We start from the raw sequence: 15779 nt of genomic DNA, 5'->3' as shown, positions 1-15779 counted from the left end.
CGATCACCGTCGCCTACTCGCTTCGCTGGTGGTGGGGAGCCTTCGCGTCCAAGGAGGGTGCGCCGGTGCTGAGCTGGCACCGTCCCGCGTTCGGGATGGCCGCCGTCCCGATGTTCCTCGGCCTGCTCAGCCTCGTGCTCGGCTTCCTGGGCGACCCGCTGACAAGGCTGCTCTACCCGTACTCCGTCGCCCTCACCACGGGTGAGGAGAGCCACGGTTTCGCGCTGTGGCACGGGTTCACGGTGCCGCTGCTGATGTCGGTGCTCGCGCTTGGCGCGGGCGTGGTGCTGTTCGTCTTCCGGCGCAAGATCGCGGCCGTGCAGGCCACCTTCCCCAAGGTCCACACCGCCGAGGAGTTGTACCACCGCTCCATGCACGGCATCGACAGGATCGCCGTCGAGGTGACGGCGCGCGTGCAGCGTGGTTCCCTGTCGATCTACCTTGGCACCATCCTCGTGACGCTCGTGTCGTTCTCGCTGTACGCGATGCTGCGGATCCAGGACTGGCCGAGCATCCGGCTGTTCGACTCTTGGCCGCAACTACTGGTGGCGACGGTGATGGTGACGGCGGCGCTCGGCGCGGCCGGTTCCCGCGGCCGGATCCGTGCGGTCCTCCTGGTGGGCGTCACCGGCTACGGTCTGGCGCTGCTCTTCGCGATCGGCGGCGCTCCCGACCTCGCCCTCACGCAGGTGCTGGTGGAGACCGTCACGCTGGTCGTCTTCGTGCTCGTCGTGCGCAAGTTGCCGCGCTACTTCACCAACCGTCCCCTGACGTCGACCCGCTGGTGGCGCGTGCTGGTGGCCGTCGCGACGGGCACCACCGTGACGCTGATCGCGCTCGTTGCCTCCGGCGCCCGGGTCGCCGAGCCGGTGTCGAAGGCCTGGTACGAGTGGGCCTACTCGTTCGGCTACGGCAAGAACATCGTCAACGTCGCCCTGGTCGACACCCGCGCCTGGGACACCTTCGGCGAGATCGCGGTGCTCGTCATCGCGGCGACCGGTGTCGCGTCGCTGATCTTCCTCCGCTCCCGGGTGGGGAAGGTCGCCACCACCAAGGACGCCTTCGAGGCCCGCGAGGACGAACCGCAGGCCGACAGCTCTCCCGGCGTTTGGCTGCGTGCCGGGCAGACCCTTTCGCCCATGGTGCGCTCCATCGTGTTCGAGGTCGTCACCCGGTTCCTGTTCGGCATCATGATCGTGGTGTCGATCTACCTGCTGCTTGCGGGCCACAACTGGCCGGGCGGCGGGTTCGCAGGAGGCCTGGTCGCGGGCATGGCGCTGATCATCCGCTACCTCGCCGCGGGCAGGCACGAACTGGACGAGGCCGCCCCAATCGACGCCGGCCGGCTGATGGGTGGCGGCCTGCTGCTCGCGCTGATCGCCGCGGTCGCCCCCTGGCCCTCGGCGGGACGATCCTGCAGAGCTTCGACGTGTACCTGACCATCCCCCTGCTCGGCGAACTGCACGTGGTGTCGTCGACCGTGTTCGACATCGGCGTCTACCTCGTCGTCGTCGGCATGCTGCTGGACGTGGTGCGAAGCCTCGGCTCCGGCATCGACCAGCACGCCACCGAGGAGATCGCCCCCGTGCCGCTGCCCGACTCGACAAAGGCCCTGCCCGGATACGGGGGTCGACGATGAGCGCCAACCTGGTCCTCGCCATCACGGCAGGCCTCCTCGTCGCGTGCGGCGTCTACCTGCTGCTCGAACGCTCCCTGACGCGCATCCTGCTGGGCGTCCTGCTCACAAGCAACGGCGTCAACATGCTGTTCCTGATCGCCGCGGGCAAGCCGGGCACTCCTCCGATCATCGGCCTCGCCGGGGAGGACGTCTCCGATCCGTTGCCGCAGGCGATGGTGCTGACGGCCATCGTCATCACGATGGCGGTGGCGGCGTTCGTCCTGACGCTCGCCTACCGGAGCTTCCAGTTGCACGGCCATGACGAGGTGGCAGACGACGTCGAGGACGCCCGCATCCGCGAACTCGCCGAGGCCGACGTCGCCTCCGAGTCCTACGAGGACACCACCTTCTCCGACACCGGCCGGGATGTGGTGAGCGAATGATCAACCTGCTTCCCGTCCCCGTCCTGCTCGCCATCTTCGGCGCCGCAGTCACCCTCGTGGTGCCGCGCCGCCCCGGCGTGCAGCGCCTCGTCTCCGTGGCGAGCCTCAGCGGCATCGTCGTCGTGGCAGGCGTGTTCATGTGGTGGACCAACGTCAACGGCCCCATGGCTCTGTGGCTCGGCGGTTGGGCCGCCCCGCTCGGCATCGCTCTGGTCGTCGACCGGTTGAGCGCCCTGATGCTGCTCGTCGCCTCCGTCGTGGCGCTCGCCGTCCTCATCTTCGCCACCGGCCAGGACAAGGACGAGGTCCGCCGCGAGACCCCTGTGTCGATCTTCCACCCCACCTTCCTGCTGCTGGTCGCCGGCGTGTCGAACGCCTTCCTCGCGGGCGACCTGTTCAACCTGTTCGTCGGCTTCGAGATCCTGCTGTTCGCCTCCTACGTGCTGCTGACGCTCGGCGGCACCGGCGACCGGGTGCGCGCAGGCACGACCTATGTGATCGTGTCGCTGCTCAGTTCGTCGCTGTTCCTGATCTCCATCTCGGCGATCTACGCCGCGACGGGCACCGTCAACATGGCCCACCTCTCGGTGCGACTGCGCGACCTGTCCGAGCCGGTGCAGTTGCTCCTCGAGGTGCTGCTGCTCGTCACGTTCGCCATCAAGGCGGCGGTGTTCCCGCTGTCGTCCTGGCTGCCCGACTCGTACCCGACGGCGCCCGCGCCCGTCACAGCGGTGTTCGCCGGCCTGCTCACCAAGGTCGGCGTGTACGCGATCATCCGCACCGAGACGCTGCTGTTCCCGCTTCACACGCTCGACACGATCCTGCTGGTGGCGGCGGGCCTCACCATGGTGATCGGCATCCTTGGCGCGATCGCGCAGGTCGAGATCAAACGAATGCTGTCGTTCACCCTGATCAGCCACATCGGCTACATGATCATGGGCATCGCGCTGAACACGACGGCTGGCCTCGCCGCGACCATCTTCTACACGGCGCACCACATCACCATCCAGGCCACGCTGTTCCTGGTGACCGGGCTCATCGAGCGACGCGGCGGCACGTCGTCCCTCGACGGGCTGGGCGGGCTACTGAAGACCGCCCCGCTGCTCGCGTTCCTGTTCTTCGTGCCCGCCATGAACCTCGGAGGCATCCCGCCGTTATCCGGCTTCATCGGCAAACTGGGCCTGCTGGAGGCAGCGGCCACCGTCGGCACCCCCCTCGCGTGGGTCGTCGTGACGGCCGGGGTCGCGACCAGCCTGCTCACGCTGATGGCCATGGCGAAGGTCTGGAACCGCGCGTTCTGGGGCGTGACGCCCACCGAGCAGCGCCGTCAGGCCGCGATCGCCGCCAACCAGGATCCCGAGGATGTCGAGGAGGACGACGACCCGCGGGTGATGCCCCCGCTGCAGGTCGGCGCCACCATCGGACTGATCGTCTTCGGGCTCGCCCTGACGGTGTTCGCGGGGCCGTTGTACGAGTACGCCACGGCCGCCGCCGAGTCGCTGCGCGACGGCTCGATCGTGGCCATCGTCCTACCGGAGGGGCTGCGATGAGCGAGACACGCAAGCAGCGCGTGCAGCGCTTCAAGTTCCGGCCGTTGTCGGTGCTCGGCATGGCGGCCGTGTGGGTGGTGCTGTGGGGCAGCGTTACGCCGATGACGATCGTGTCGGGCATCCTGCTCGGCTGGCTCGTCTCCGTCATCTTCCCGCTCCCGCCGATCTACTGGGAGGGCCGGTTCCATCCGCTCGGCTTCCTCAACCTCGTGTGGCACCTGCTGCGCGACCTGGTCGTCTCGTCGATCCGGATGGTGTCACTGGCGTTTGCCCGCAAGGTCGAACTGAACGCGGGCATCGTCCGCGTCGACCTGGACAGCGACAACGACCTGTACCAGGTGCAGGTCGCCGAACTGATCTCGCTTGTGCCGGGCACGGTGGTGGTCGAGGTCGTGCGGCACCCGCGTCGGCTGTACCTGCACGCCCTCGACCTGATCGGCCCGGATCCGGTCGACCGGATCCAGCAGATGACCCACGATGTCGAGGGCCGCGTGGTCGCAGCGTTCGGGTCGAAGCAGGAGATCGACGAGTACCGCGCGGCACGCACCGCGGGCGTCCCCGTCGTCGTCGAGGAACACCCCGAACTGGAGGTGGAGGAGTCATGATGATCGCCACCGAGACCATCTTGTCGATCGCCGCGGTCGTGCTTTTCGTGTCGGCCATGATCGGCGTCAACCGGATCGCGGTCGGGCCTACGCAACTGGATCGCTCGATCGCCGCCGACCTGATCGTCGCCGTCGTGGTCGCCGCGCTCGGCCTGTGGGCGGTGTGGACGGAACTGTCGACCGAACTGCTGGTGCTGGTGCTGCTGTCGATGCTCGGCTTCACGAGCGCCGTCTCGATCGCCCGGATGGTGAGCGACCGGATGGCGACACGTCGCCGCTTCCCAACGAGCAAGCGGCAGGAGCGAGACGCATGATCGACCAACTCTTCGACCTGATCGGGGCGGCTTTCGTCCTGGTGGGTGCGCTGCTGTGCTTCGGCGCCGCCGTCTCGCTGATCCGCTTCCCCGACGTGCTGAGCAAGATGCACGCCATCACGAAGCCGCAGGTGCTGGGGCTGATCATGGTGACCATCGGGATCGCCCTCAGCCTGCGCACCTGGTGGTCGCTCGGGCTCTGTCTGCTGATCGTCATCCTGCAGTTGCTGACGGCGCCGGTGTCGGCCAGCCTGATCGCCCGCAGCGCCAGCCGCTCCGGCCTGGTCGACGACCAGTTGCTGAAGGTCAACCAGTTGGCAGAGGACCTGGAGGACGCCGGCTACATCCGCGGGGAAAAGTAGCCGCGCGGGTCGTCCTCCGGTCAGTCGATCGGGAGGTGCCCGTCCAGGACGCGAGCGAGGTCGGCGCGCAGTTCCGCATGCACCTCGTCGGGTTCCACCGTCAGCCGCAGGAAGTATGCAGACCTGGTTCCAGTACCTGCAGGGCAACTTCTGGCTCAACGCCCTGGCCATCGGGCTGGCCACCGCCGCAACGGCCGCCTTCGTCGTCGGCCTCGACGCCTTGATGGGGCGCGCGGGGCTCGGGCTGGCCTCCGCCATCACCCTCCTGATCGGCAACCCGCTCTCCGGCGCCGCCGTTCCGTGGCAGTTCCTCGCAGAGCCATGGGGAGCCATCGGCCAGCACCTGGTGCCGGGCGCGTCGAACAGCCTGATCCGGTTGTTGAGCTACTTCCCCGATGCGGGCACGACGACGCAGTGGGCGACGCTGACCGCCTGGGCGGTCGGAGGCATCGCGCTGATCGGGGTGGGGGCGCTGCTGCGTCGCGGCAGGCCAGCACCTGCGGACACACCCCAGGCCAATGAGGAGCCGCTGGCGCCCGGGCACGCCGAGTCGGCGGCCTGAGCTCAGTCGATCAAGGCGTGCGCCGCGTGGGTCGGCTCGGAATCCTGGTTGCGGCCCTCCGACCAGCACAGGCAGGCGCGGTTGCCCTGGGCGTCCTCCAGGACCCGGAAGGTGGGCGTCTCCCAGGCGACCCGGCCGCCCGCGGCAAGCGCCGCCTCGGTGCGCGGCTCAAGTGCCTCGGGCGGAATGGTGATGTCGAGGTGGAAGCGCTGGTGCGGTGTCTCGTGCGGTTCGCTGTCCTGGAACCACAGGTCCGGGCAGCGGCCGAGCGGATCGACGACCGTGTCGTCGACGTAGTTGTCGGGGTCGCCGGTCAGGACCACTGACCAGAACTCACCGATAGCCGCCTGGTCGGGGGTATCGAGTGCCAGTTCGACGGCCTGCGTCGATGCCGGGTCGGCCAGCACCCCACGTTCGTCGGCGAGGGCCGAGATGACGCGCGCCATCTCGATGTCCTTGTCGGTCACCCCACCCTCGTCGTGCGTGGTGAGGAGGACAGCGACGCTGGGGTAGGTGAGCGTGACGTCCGGGTGATGCCCCGCCTCGTCTGCCGCCCGGGCGATGGCCGCCACGAGTTCGGCGCCCGTCTCGAAGTCGACGGTCAGGAAGCGGGCGGACAAGTGATGCAGCAGTGCGCGCCAGTCGTTGAGACCGGCGTCGAGAATCTGGGGATTGGTGAGCCTAGTCATACCCCAACCCTGCAACGAATCCGCCCGTGGAACCTGGATTCCGCGGAATCGGCGACCGGCGTCGTTCGATGCGGGCCGGTCAGAGGAGGGCGTCGGCGAGCAACTCCAGGCCGTGCAGCTTGGCGGGCCAAGCGTCGGAGGGTTCGCCGGGGCGGGCGCCCTGCACCGGGTGGACCATGATCTCGTCGACGTCGAACTCTGCGGCCGTCTCGCGAAGCTGTTCCGCGACCTGGGCTGCGTCCCCGATGGCCCAGGTGTGCAGCGCAGGGGCGACGACCTGACGCAGTTCGTCGGTGAGGACCGAGCGGACGTCGTCGCCGACCAGCCTGGCGCGCGAGAGTCCGCCGCCGGAGCGCAGGCTCGCCATCGAGTGGATGTGGGGCTCGGCCAGTTCCCAGGCCTGGTCGTCGGTGTCGGCGACCGAGACGTTGACCGTCACGAAGGTGCGCGGCTTGGTGCCGTTGTCGGTCGGGGTGAAGTTGCCGCGGTACAACTCGAGTGCCCGCTCCGTGCCGCGGCCGGAGAAGTGATGCGCGAACACGTACGGGAGGCCCAGGGAGGCCGCCAATTCTGCGGAATAGTCGCTGGATCCGAGCAGCCACACCTCGGGCCGGGCGGCTAGATCGGGCGCCGGGCGCAGCGTGTAGGTCTGGCCGTGGCGCAACAGCACCTCGGCACCGCCGGGGCTGAGCAGCGTCAGGATGTCCATCACGTTCTGCGGGAACTCGGCGACCGGGTCGAGCGGGCGCCCGTTGGCGTCCACGTAGCTCCCCGCGCCGAGGTGACCGCGGATGGCAGCGGACGTGACGGGATCGGTGCCGGGCGCGCGCCCGATGCCGAGGTCGATCCGGTCGCCGTACACGTTGCACAGCAGCGCGAACTGCTCCGCGACCGCCAGCGGCGAATGGTTCGGCAGCATCACGCCGCCCGAGCCGAGCCGGATCCGCTCGGTGTCCGCGCCGAGGTACATCAGTTCGACGGCGGGCGAGGTCGACGCCACCGACTCGGTGTTGTGGTGCTCGGCCACCCAGTAGCGCGTGTAGCCGAGCCGGTCGGCCAACTCGACCATCGCCTTGCTGGCCATGAGGGAGTCTCGGGCGGTCTGCCCGGTTCGCACATTGATGAGGTCAAGGACTGAGAGGCGCATGCCTCCACGGTAGTCGCGCCCGACGAGGGCCGTCGCGAGTCGGACGCGGCCAGGCTGGTGGGTCATCAAGGACGCAGCCATGCTGGTTGAGCCATGAAGAACGCGCCAGCGGACTTCATCGGTCGAAACCCTCCCGACCACAGCGGCCCGAACCGCTCCCAGCACCGGGAGCCAGAGGTTTCGACGCAGCAGCAGGCGACTGCGTCGCCGCGGCTGGCTCAACCAACGACACGCTGGTTGAGCCATGAAGGACGCGCCAGCGGACTTCATCGGTCGAAACCCACCGCACCCACAAGCAGACCCCGCACCGGGCGCCAGAGGTTTCGACACAGCAGCAGGCGACTACGTCGCCGCGGCTGGCTCAACCAACGACACGCTTGTTGAGCCATGAAGAACGCGCCAGCGGACTTCAGCGGTCGAAACCCTCCCGACCCCGGCCGCCTACCCAACCCCCAGCACCGAGCGCCAGAGGTTTCGACACAGCAGCAGACGACTCCGTCGCCGCAGCTGGCTCAACCAGCAAATCCCAGCACCGGGCGTCAGAGGGTTTCGACGCAGCAGCAGGCGACTACGTCGTCGCCGCGGCTGGCTCAACCAACGACACGCTGGTTGAGCCATGAAGAACGCGCCAGCGGACTTCATCGGTCGAAACCCTCCCGACCCCGGCCGCCTGCCCACCCCACAGCACCGGGTTTCGACGCAGCAGCAGGCGACTGCGTCGCCGCGGCTGGCTCAACCAACGGAGATGACTGCGTCGCCGCGGCTGGCTCAACCAACGGGTCGACCCACGAATTTGTCATGGTTGAGACTTCAACTATCATCGGAAGGGTAAGCGACAAGCGTCAGAAGGACATTCCTATGAAGATCGGCATCGTGCTCGGCTCCATCCGCGACCACCGCAAGGGCGAGTCCGTCGCCAACTGGGTGCTCGACGTCGCGTCGAAGCGCACCGACGCGACCTACGAGGTCATCGACATCTCCCAGTTCGACCTCCCCCTGCTGAGCGACGAGGTCCTCCCGGCAATGCGGCACAAGTCCTACGACGACCCGCGCGTGCAGGCCTTCTCCGACGCGATGGACGCCTGCGACGGCTTCATCTTCGTCACCCCCGAGTACAACCACGGCATCCCTGGCGCCTTCAAGAACGCCATCGACCTGCTGGGCTCTGAACTCAACGGCAAGCCGGTCGCCTTCGTCTCCTACGGCGCCGCCATGGGCATCCGCGCCGTCGAGCAGTGGCGTCAGATCGTGGCGAACTTCAACATGTTCGACATCCGCCCCCAGATCACCTTCGGCATCTTCACCGACTTCGACGGCCCGAAGCTCACCCCGAGCGAGCGCTCCGACAAGGATCTCGACGGACTGCTCGACGTCCTCGTCCCGATCGCGGCGAAGCTTGCCGCCTGAGCGCACCCCCTGCGTGCCCCGTCGCGACTCGCGGCGGGGCATTTGCTCAATCTCCCCCAGGGGCCAGGCACGAGGAAGGTTCCCGAGGTGAAGCAAGGTAAGGTGGCCGCGTGACCAAGAGTGTGTTCATTGCCTCATCGGAGCGGCAAGTCAGCAAGTCCTCCATTGCGCTTGGCGTGATTGACCTGTTCGCCCGCCAGGTGCGGTCGGTCGGGGTCTTCCGCCCCCTCGTCGCCTCCACGGAGAGCGACCCGGTGACCGAGGCGATGCTCTCGCAGAAGGGCGTCAACCAGTCCTTCGAGTCCGCCGTCGGGGTCTCCTACCCCGAGTACGCCGAAGACCCGGACAGGGCCATCGACACCATCGTCGCCAAGTACAACGCGCTCGCCGAGAGCCGCGACGCCGTCGTCATCCTCGGCTCTGACTACGAGGACATCGACACCTCCTCCGAACTCGCCCACAACGCCACCATCGCCGCGAACCTCAACTCGCCCATCGTGTTCGTCTGCCGCGCCGAGGGACGCTCCATCGAGCAGGTCCGCCGCCTGACGGAGGCGGCGATCGAGTCGCTCGAGCAGCAGCACAACACCGTCATCGGCATCGTCGCGACCCACACCGACCCCGAAGAGGTCGACGACCTGAAGGCCGCGCTCTCGACGCTCGGCGAGGTCGCCGTGTCGGTGCTCCCGTTCAACGCGGTGCTGCGCGCCCCCTCGGTCGGAGCCCAGTTCGACGCCGTCGGCGCGACCCAGTGGCTCGGCCAGGACGACTTCCGCCGTCACGAGTCGCTCCACACGCTCGTGGCTGGCATGACGCTGCCGAACCTGTTGACGCGGCTTCGACGCGAGGCGACGGTCATCGTCCCCGCCGACCGCCTCGACCTGCTCCCCGGGCTCCTGATGGCGCACCGCTCCCCCGACTACGGCCCGCTCGCCGCGCTGGTCCTGACCGGTGGCTTCGAGATCCCGACCTCGGTGTCCAAGCTCTTCGCCGACTCCTCGATCGACCTGCCGATCGCCGTGACCGAGCGCGACACCTTCCCGACCGCCGTCGCACTGCAGGCCGTGCGGGGCACCTCGACGAGCTCTGCCCGCAAGATGGCCGAGTCCAGGACGCTGTTCTCGCAGTACGTGGACGAGGACGCGCTGCTGAACGCGATCGACCTGCCGCGCACCGAGAACCGCACGCCGACCATGTTCGAGTACCAGATCATGCAGCAGGCGCGCGCCAACCGGCAGCGCATCGTGCTTCCCGAGGCGACCGACGACCGGATCCTCGAGGCGGCCGCGGTGTGCCTGCAGCGCTCCGTCGCCGACCTGATCCTGCTGGGCGACCACGCCAAGATCAGCCAGCGCGCCACGGAACTCGGCCTCAACCTCAGCGAGGCGACCGTCGTCAACCCGCACGATCCTGAGCTGATCGAGACCTTCGCCGCCGAGTACGCGCGACTCCGCGCCCACAAGCATGTGACGCTTGAGCAGGCCCGCGACAAGCTCAAGGACCTGTCCTACTTCGGCACCATGATGGTCCACCTCGACATGGCGGACGGCATGGTCTCCGGCGCGATCAACACGACCGCCAACACCATCCGCCCCTCGCTCGAGTTCATCAAGACGGTCCCCGGTGTGAGCGTCGTGTCCGGCTCGTTCCTGATGTGCATGAGCAACCGTGTGCTCGTCTACGCCGACTGCGCCGTCAACCCCGATCCCGACCCGTCGCAGTTGGCCGACGTCGCGATCTCCTCGGCGAAGACCGCCGTCGACTTCGGCATTGAGCCCCGCATCGCGATGCTCTCCTATTCGACGGGCGACTCCGGAGCGGGTGCCGACGTGGACAAGGTCCGTGAGGCCACCCGCATCGTCCGGGAGCGCGCCCCCGAACTGAAGGTCGAGGGGCCGATCCAGTTCGACGCCGCCGTCGACGAGGTCGTGGCGCAGAAGAAGATGCCGAACTCCGAGGTCGCGGGCAAGGCGACGGTGTTCATCTTCCCCGACCTGAACACGGGCAACAACACGTACAAGGCCGTGCAGCGCACCTCTGGGGCGGTCGCGATCGGCCCCGTCCTTCAGGGCCTCCGTCGCCCCGTCAACGATCTGTCTCGCGGCGCGCTCGTCGACGACATCGTCTCCACCATCACCATCACGGCGATCCAGGCCCAGTCGGTCTAGGGAACAGTTTCGCCCCGCAGCAAGCGGGGCACTCCGCCCGGCAGGGGCGGCGAAATCAACTCAATCGAACAGGAATGCCCATGTCGCAGCCGATCCTCCTCCTCAATTGTGGATCGTCGTCGATCAAGTACCAGTTGCTTGACCCCGCTCAGCCCGGCCCGCAGGCGGTGGGAATCGTGCAGCGCATCGGGCAGGACATGTCGACCATCGACCACGAGGTCGGCGATTCCGAGTACCACGAGGACGTCCCGTTCGCCGACCACACCGAGGCGGTCGCCGCGGTGGTGCGGATGTTCGAGGACCACGGACCGAGCCTTTCGGACGTCGTCGCCGTCGGGCACCGCACCGTGCACGGCGGCTCGGCCTTCGTCGAGTCGACCCTGATCGACGACGCGGTGGTCGCCAAGCTCGAGGAACTCTCCGACCTGGCCCCGCTGCACAACCCGCCCGGCATCGCTGGCATCCGCGCCGCGGAGGCGGTGCTGCCGAACGTGCCTCACGTGGCGATCTTCGACACCGCGTTCTTCTCGACGCTGCCCGCCGAGGCCTACACCTACGCGATCGACGCCGACCTGACCGCCAAGTACGGCATCCGCAAGTACGGCTTCCACGGCACCTCGCACTCCTACGTGTCGAAGAAGGCCGCCGAGTTCCTCGACCGCCCACTCGGCGAGCTGAAGACCATCGTGTGCCACCTCGGCAACGGTGCGTCGATCTCCGCCGTCGACGGCGGCGTGGCGGTCGACACGTCGATGGGCCTGACGCCGCTGCAGGGCCTCGTGATGGGCACCCGCTCCGGCGATGTCGACCCCGGCCTGCCGAAGTACCTCAACCGCGCCGCTGGGATGTCGGTCGACGACGTCGACGCGATGCTCAACAAGGCGTCCGGCATGGGCGGCATGTGTGGCTACACCGACATGCGCGACATCAAGTCCCAGATCGAGGCGGGCAACGAGCAGGCCCAGCTCGCCCTTGACGTCTACGTGCACCGCCTCGTCGGCTACATCGGCTCCTACATCGCGATCCTGGGCGGCGTCGACGCGCTCGTGTTCACCGCCGGCGTCGGCGAGAACGCCGATCACGTCCGCGGCCCGGTCGTCCGCCGCCTCAAGGGCCTCGGCTTCGACCTGGACGAGTCGGCCAACCTGGTGCGCTCCAAGCAGGCCCGCGAGATCTCGACGCCCGAGTCGCAGGTCCGCGTCCTGGTGATCCCCACCAACGAGGAACTGGCGATGGCAGAGGAGACCCTCGAGGTCATCGGCAAGCTCTGACGGACAAGCATGTGGTCACGGGCCCGGCGACTCAGGTCGCCGGGCCCGTTCCATACCCCTCCTGAGTTCGGCGGTGCGGTCGTCACACGAGGTCTCGACGCGGCGCGCCGACTCCGCCGCCACGGCCCGCTCCACCACCACCGTTGTCGGGCCCTCACAATCGCTCAACCTCCCGCTTGTTCAACCCTTACAACGAGGCGTTCCGAGACAGCGACCGCTTGGGCCGCCAGCGGCGAGGTGGCGTACCGTAGAGATCATGGCTTCAGCTTTGATCACGGGTGGCACGTCGGGCATCGGTCTTGCGTTCGCGCGGGAGCTGGCCGCCCGGGGCACCGACCTGATCCTGGTGGCCCGTGACCAAGACCGACTCAAGGGCGTCGCCGCCGAACTCGGCGAGGTGCACGGCGTCGCCGTCGAGGTTCTCCCAGCCGATCTGTCCGATCGTGACGACACGCTGCGCGTCGCCGCGCGGCTCGAGGACCCCAACCGGCCCGTCGAGTGGTTGATCAACAACGCCGGCTTCGGCCTCCACTCAACCGTCCTCGACCCCGATGACATCGATCTGCATGCCAAGGCCCTGGACGTGATGTGCCTGGCGGTGCTGATCCTCGGCGGAGCGGCGGGCAGGGCCATGCGCGGTCGCGGCCACGGGCACATCATCAACGTCGCCTCCTCGTCGGCGGCCATCTACACCGGCAACTACTCGGCCATCAAGGCCTGGGCGAGGACGTACTCGACGGCGCTGGCCCTCGAACTGCACGGCACGGGCGTCACCGTCACGGGGCTGCTCCCTGGCTGGGTCAAGACGGAGTTCCACGGGCGGGCCGGGATCAACGCGAGCAAGCTGCCCGGCATCGTGTGGATCGACCCGGACAAGCTGGTGCGCCAGGCGCTCACCGACGCGGAGAAGGGCAAGGCCGAGTCGATCCCCGACCTCAAGTGGCGCGCGGCGATGTTCATCGCCGACCACGGCCCGCGCGGCATCACCCGCCTGGTGTCTCGGATGCTGACCGCATCCAGGAAGAAGCACTGAGGTGTCGGGCGAGGTCGAACAGAGCAACTCGCGCTACACCTCCCGCCTGCAGGCGACCAGTAGGTCGACCGCACAGTTCCTGCTGCTGAAGCCGGCCCTCAACCGGCTGCTGAAGATCCACGTGCATGGCATCGCCAACCTGGACGGGCTCGAGGGTGCCTTCGCCGTCTACGGCAACCACTCCTCGCACCTGGACGCCCCGCTGATCCTCTGCTCCATGCCGGGCAGGCTCTCCAGGTACGTTGCCACCGGCGCCGCCGGGGACTTCTTCTTCGGCAACTGGGTCAAGTCGATCTCCATGAACCTCTTCATGAACGCCTTCGCCGTCGACCGGGGTAAGGGCGGAAAGGGCCGCAGGGGCATGGCCGGTCACCTCCTCCAGGACGGCGTCCCGATCCTTCTCTTCCCAGAGGGCACCCGGTCGCGCACCGGTGCCATGGGCCCGTTCACCCCTGGCGTCGCATCGCTGTGCGTCTCGCGCGGCGTCCCGGCACTTCCCGTCGCCCTCGTCGGCGCCTACGAGGCGTGGCCGTCGAACCAGAAGCACCTGCCGAAGGGCCGACCGGAGGTTCACGTGGTCTTCGGGCGCCCCTTGACCCCTTATCCGGGAGAGATCGCGCTCGAGTTCAATGAGCGGATGCGCCGCCAATTGCTGGAAGTCCACGACACGACGGCCCGCGCATACGGTAGAAAGACGCTTGCCGAGTACGAGCGAAGCCTCGCCTTGCAGAAGGCCGAGCAGACAGAGATTGCTTCCTTGGCCGAAAACGCCAAGGAGCAGGCCGACAAGCAGGAGGACCGATGATCGAGGGCGTGAAGCAGCAGAAGTGGTGGGGCTGGGGCGAGGACGGCCTGGCGTACCGCTACGAGGACAAGCCCAAGTTCCCCGCCTTCGTGCAGAAGATGGTCGGGATCGACGTGACGCGCCCCGTCAAGCCGATCCCGCCGTTCTCCTCGCTCGACGTGCCCGCCTCGCAGTTGAGCGACGACCTGCACGCGAAATTCGACGAGATCCTCGGCGCGAAGTACGTGCAGACCGACGACGAGACGCGCGTCGTCCATGCCTACGGCAAGGGTGTGCGCGACCTGATCCGGATCCGCAAGGGCGACCTGGGCCGCGTCCCCGACGTCGTGCTCTACCCCGGCACGCAGGATGAGGTCGAGAAGCTGCTCGACGCCGCCGTTGCCGCCGACGCCGTCGTCATTCCCTTCGGCGGTGGGTCGAACATTGTGGCCTCGCTCGAGGCGGAGCCCGGCGAGTCGCGTCAGGTGATCTCGGTCAACATGGGTCGCCTCAGCAAGGTGCTCGAGATCGACGAGACCTCCGGCCTGGCGCACATCCAGGCCGGCGTCTTCGGGCCCGACATGGAGGATCAGCTCAACGCCCGCGGCTGGACCATGGGGCACCACCCCGATTCCTTCGTCTGGTCGACCCTCGGTGGCTGGATCGCCACCCGGAGTTCGGGCATGCAGTCCGACAAGTACGGCGACATCTCAGACATCTGCCGCGGCCTCACCATGGTGATGCCCGGCCAGGTCCTTTCGCTCCGGCCGCTGCCGTCGTCGTCGTCCGGCCCTAGCGTCCGCGAGATGGTGCTCGGCTCCGAGGGTCGCCTCGGCATCATCACCTCGGCCTGGGTCAATGTGCACCGCATCCCGGAGGTCCGCGAACTGCAGGCCTACTTCTTCCCGACCTACGAGGACGGGCTGAAGGCGTGTGAGCAGATCGTTGCCTCGGACGCAGCCGTCATGATGGCGCGCGTGTCCGACCCGATCGAGACGCAGTACATCATGGCCAACGGCAAGAAGTCGGGGCGCGTCTCCTCGCTGGCGAACAAGGCCATCCAGCGGATCATGCTGCAGAAGGGCTGGGACCTCGAGAACATCGCGATGAGCTTCATCGGCTTCGAGGGCAGCGCCAACCACGTGCGCTACGAGAAGGGCCTCGTCGGCAAGATCGTCAAGGAGAACGGCGGCCTTGGCGTCGGCAAGGGCCCGGGCACGCTGTACGACCAGAAGAAGTACGACACCCCCTACATCCGCGACTTCATGCTCGACCGCGGCCTGATCTGCGACGTGTCGGAGACGACGACGCCGTGGGCGCACGCCGCCGAGATCCACTCGGTGATCATCGAGCGCTTCCAGCAGGCCATGGACGACCTCGGCGTGCGCGGCGTCGTGTTCTGCCACCTCAGCCACTCGTACCATTCGGGCGCGTGCCAGTACTTCACGTTCGCGATCGCCGACGACTCGGACCACCAGGAGGAGACGTACGACGTCGCCAAGCGGGTCATCCAGCAGGGCTTCATGGACTTCCACGGCACGGTGTCGCACCACCACGGCGTCGGCGAGGAACACAGCCCGTGGCTGGAGCAGGACATCTCGCCCGCTGGCGTGTTCATCCAGCGCAAGCTGTTCGAGGGCGTCGACCCCGGTAGCAACCTCAACCCGGGCAAGATCATCCACGACGGTCGCCCGGGGATCTCGTCGAACTCCAAGGACGCGTAGGTCGGCTGATTCCTTGAGCATGTTTGGTTGCTCGTTGCGCCGTGGAACGATCAAACCGGCCATTTTCGCCAACGACGTACCAAACATGCTCAAGTCACGACC

At 67.8% G+C, this 15779-nt stretch carries 14 protein-coding genes and 1 pseudogene; 13 read left to right on the top strand and 2 right to left on the bottom strand.

All coding sequences use genetic code 11. The features are described 5' to 3' along the window. The first annotated feature begins 95 nt into the window (after positions 1-95). The 7 genes and pseudogenes from mbhE (at position 96) to BW730_RS15295 (ending at position 5454) form a co-directional block, all read left to right on the top strand. Positions 96-1639, top strand: a pseudogene (gene mbhE, locus BW730_RS19550) (hydrogen gas-evolving membrane-bound hydrogenase subunit E). Then, the gene (locus BW730_RS15320; RefSeq protein ID WP_077687026.1) at positions 1636-2061 is read left to right on the top strand and encodes a Na(+)/H(+) antiporter subunit C; all 426 of its coding nucleotides are present in this window, start codon (positions 1636-1638) and stop codon (positions 2059-2061) included. Before mbhE ends, BW730_RS15320 begins: the two are co-directional and overlap by 4 nt. Next, a complete protein-coding gene (locus tag BW730_RS15315; RefSeq protein ID WP_077687025.1) occupies positions 2058-3611 on the top strand; it encodes a Na+/H+ antiporter subunit D in 1554 nt (517 codons plus the stop codon). Before BW730_RS15320 ends, BW730_RS15315 begins: the two co-directional genes overlap by 4 nt. Further along, the gene (locus BW730_RS15310) at positions 3608-4216 is read left to right on the top strand and encodes a Na+/H+ antiporter subunit E (protein ID WP_077687024.1); all 609 of its coding nucleotides are present in this window, start codon (positions 3608-3610) and stop codon (positions 4214-4216) included. The genes BW730_RS15315 and BW730_RS15310 overlap by 4 nt, the downstream gene beginning before the upstream one ends. Next, entirely contained in the window at positions 4213-4530 is a 318-nt protein-coding gene (locus BW730_RS15305; RefSeq protein WP_077687023.1) for a monovalent cation/H+ antiporter complex subunit F, read from the top strand. Before BW730_RS15310 ends, BW730_RS15305 begins: the two co-directional genes overlap by 4 nt. Then, positions 4527-4892, top strand: coding sequence for a monovalent cation/H(+) antiporter subunit G (gene mnhG, locus BW730_RS15300; protein ID WP_077687022.1), 366 nt, complete (start codon positions 4527-4529; stop codon positions 4890-4892). The genes BW730_RS15305 and mnhG overlap by 4 nt, the downstream gene beginning before the upstream one ends. Before the next feature lie 115 nt (positions 4893-5007). Beyond that, positions 5008-5454, top strand: coding sequence for a hypothetical protein (locus BW730_RS15295; RefSeq protein ID WP_077687021.1), 447 nt, complete (start codon positions 5008-5010; stop codon positions 5452-5454). Between the two features lie 2 nt (positions 5455-5456). Here the strand turns inward: BW730_RS15295 and BW730_RS15290 are convergent, their stop codons facing one another. Both BW730_RS15290 and BW730_RS15285 read right to left on the bottom strand, forming a co-directional pair. Then, on the bottom strand, positions 5457-6143 hold the full coding sequence (locus BW730_RS15290; protein ID WP_077687020.1) for a 4a-hydroxytetrahydrobiopterin dehydratase: 687 nt from the start codon (positions 6141-6143) through the stop codon (positions 5457-5459). A 79-nt stretch (positions 6144-6222) separates the two neighbouring features. After that, positions 6223-7290 carry an LLM class flavin-dependent oxidoreductase gene (locus BW730_RS15285; protein ID WP_077687687.1) on the bottom strand — a complete coding sequence of 356 codons (1068 nt, stop codon included), beginning with the start codon at positions 7288-7290 and terminating at the stop codon, positions 6223-6225. A gap of 858 nt (positions 7291-8148) precedes the next feature. Here BW730_RS15285 and BW730_RS15280 point away from each other — a divergent pair. The 6 genes from BW730_RS15280 (at position 8149) to BW730_RS15255 (ending at position 15677) form a co-directional block, all read left to right on the top strand. Next, positions 8149-8697 carry an NADPH-dependent FMN reductase gene (locus BW730_RS15280; protein WP_077687019.1) on the top strand — a complete coding sequence of 183 codons (549 nt, stop codon included), beginning with the start codon at positions 8149-8151 and terminating at the stop codon, positions 8695-8697. A 110-nt stretch (positions 8698-8807) separates the two neighbouring features. Then, on the top strand, positions 8808-10865 hold the full coding sequence (pta, locus tag BW730_RS15275) for a phosphate acetyltransferase (protein WP_077687018.1): 2058 nt from the start codon (positions 8808-8810) through the stop codon (positions 10863-10865). An 80-nt stretch (positions 10866-10945) separates the two neighbouring features. Further along, the gene (locus BW730_RS15270; protein ID WP_077687686.1) at positions 10946-12136 is read left to right on the top strand and encodes an acetate kinase; all 1191 of its coding nucleotides are present in this window, start codon (positions 10946-10948) and stop codon (positions 12134-12136) included. Between the two features lie 256 nt (positions 12137-12392). Further along, positions 12393-13169, top strand: coding sequence for an SDR family NAD(P)-dependent oxidoreductase (locus BW730_RS15265; protein WP_077687017.1), 777 nt, complete (start codon positions 12393-12395; stop codon positions 13167-13169). 1 nt (position 13170) lies between these two features. Further along, positions 13171-13974 (top strand): lysophospholipid acyltransferase family protein, encoded by an 804-nt coding sequence (locus tag BW730_RS15260; protein ID WP_077687016.1) that lies wholly within the window; start codon positions 13171-13173, stop codon positions 13972-13974. Then, on the top strand, positions 13971-15677 hold the full coding sequence (locus BW730_RS15255; protein WP_077687015.1) for an FAD-binding oxidoreductase: 1707 nt from the start codon (positions 13971-13973) through the stop codon (positions 15675-15677). Before BW730_RS15260 ends, BW730_RS15255 begins: the two co-directional genes overlap by 4 nt. The last annotated feature ends 102 nt before the right edge of the window (positions 15678-15779 follow it).

Source organism: Tessaracoccus aquimaris (assembly GCF_001997345.1).
In the GTDB taxonomy this organism is placed as follows: domain Bacteria; phylum Actinomycetota; class Actinomycetes; order Propionibacteriales; family Propionibacteriaceae; genus Arachnia; species Arachnia aquimaris.
The sequence above is the reverse complement of the archived record's forward strand: the minus strand, read 5'-3'. Positions and strand labels throughout refer to the sequence as shown.